The sequence below is a fragment of the Streptomyces sp. NPDC047453 genome, assembly GCF_040643155.1.
In the GTDB taxonomy this organism is placed as follows: domain Bacteria; phylum Actinomycetota; class Actinomycetes; order Streptomycetales; family Streptomycetaceae; genus Streptomyces.
In genome coordinates this window covers 1-1522 of sequence record NZ_JBEYTS010000175.1, presented here as the reverse complement: position 1 = coordinate 1522, position 1522 = coordinate 1, and the positions used below count along the sequence as shown (strand labels likewise).

Annotated in this window: 1 protein-coding gene; it reads right to left on the bottom strand. The window is 67.8% G+C overall.

Annotated features, from left to right (window positions below; translation table 11 throughout):
* Positions 1–14: 14 nt before the first annotated feature.
* Entirely contained in the window at positions 15–1319 is a 1305-nt protein-coding gene (locus ABZ818_RS42755) for an IS4 family transposase (protein ID WP_361427741.1), read from the bottom strand.
* Positions 1320–1522: the final 203 nt, after the last annotated feature.

Below are 1522 nucleotides of genomic sequence, written 5' to 3'. Positions count from 1 at the left end.
CCAAGGCCATGAAGTTATGGGCTGTTGGGTGCTGTCAACAGGATGTCGATGCTGATGGTGGCTTTGTAGGTGCGTCGGTCGACGCGCAGGCTCTTGTAGGCGTAGCGGGACAGCGGGCGTTTGACGGCTCGGGGGCTGACGCGTAGGCGGCGGGTGGGCATGAGGTGGTTCAGGACCGCGCGCCCGATGGTGCCGACGAGGTCGATGGTGGTGCCGGCGATTACGCCTGCGGCCTGGATGACCTGGTCACGGGCGGTGTGGAGAGCAACGCTGAAGCTGGCCCGGTCCGGGTCGGCCCCGGGGACAGTGCTGGTGGCGTCGGCGATGGCGATCCTTATCACCTGGTAGACGGTCAGTAGCGCGTAGATCTCTTGGGCGATGCCGGGCAGAGTGCGGGAGCGCAGCACACGGCGGCCGAGGATCGACTGCTTGACTGCGAAAAAGGCGGACTCCACTTCCCATCGCTCGTGATACAGCCTGACCAGCTCGAAGGCCGGGTAACGCCGGTGGTCGAGCAGGGTGGTCGCCAAGCGATAGGTGCCGCTGTGCCGCCCGGCGGTGGTGACGATGGTGATCTCGCATTCGATGATGCGGACCTGAACCGTGCCGATCTGGGACAGGAAGGAGCCGTCGTCGAAGCGGCGCAGGACCGGCGGCTTGCGCACTGCGGAGAGCCGGGCCAGGAAGTCGGCACCGGTGCCGGCCGCAGCTTGAAGGAAGGCGTTGGTGGCAAATCCCCGGTCCAGCAGCACGACCATGCCCTGGTGCATCGAACGAAGCAGGCGGCGTCCCAGGACGGGCTCGCCGGGTTTGCGGGGGCCGAAGACCGCGTCGATGACCGCGCGGGTGCCGCAGGCCACCAAAGCGACCAGCAGGACCTGCGGATAGCCGGAGGCAGCGGTGTACTGGTTGGCCCCCTTGCCCAGCCGGGCCCGCACGTCCGCATCGTCGGCGACGTCCAGGTAGGTGCCGTCGATGGCAACCACCAGCAGCCCGGCCCAGCGGGCCCCGGCGGTGCGAACGGCCGAGGCCGGGCCGCGCAGCAGGTCGAACAGAGCCTGCATCGGGCGCACGCCCAGCCGGGTGCGGGCGTGCCACAACGCGGTCGCGGTCACCCGTGGCAGAGGCAGGGCCTCAAGAGCACCGGTGAGCTTGCACCACACGGCCGGGTAGCCGCATTCCTCGAACAGCGTGGCCGCGAGCAGCAGGTAGACCACCACCCGAGATGGGAGTTTCCGCAGCCGCTGCTGCACAGCCCGGCACTCGGCGAGGACCTCGTCGACCATCTCGAACGGCACGATCTGGGTCAGCTCGCCCAGATGGCCCGGGGCGAAGACGCCTTCGGCTACCGCGATCTCACGGGTGATGACAGACTGTCCGGACAGCGGAGCCTCCGGTCTTTGTGAACGGCTTGTCTTGGCGGACCAGCCAGTTCTACCGGGGCTCCGCTTCTCGCGTCTGGCGTCCTTCCAAATCAGCCCTCACTTGCAGCCACGCACCAACCCGTAACTTCATGGCCTTG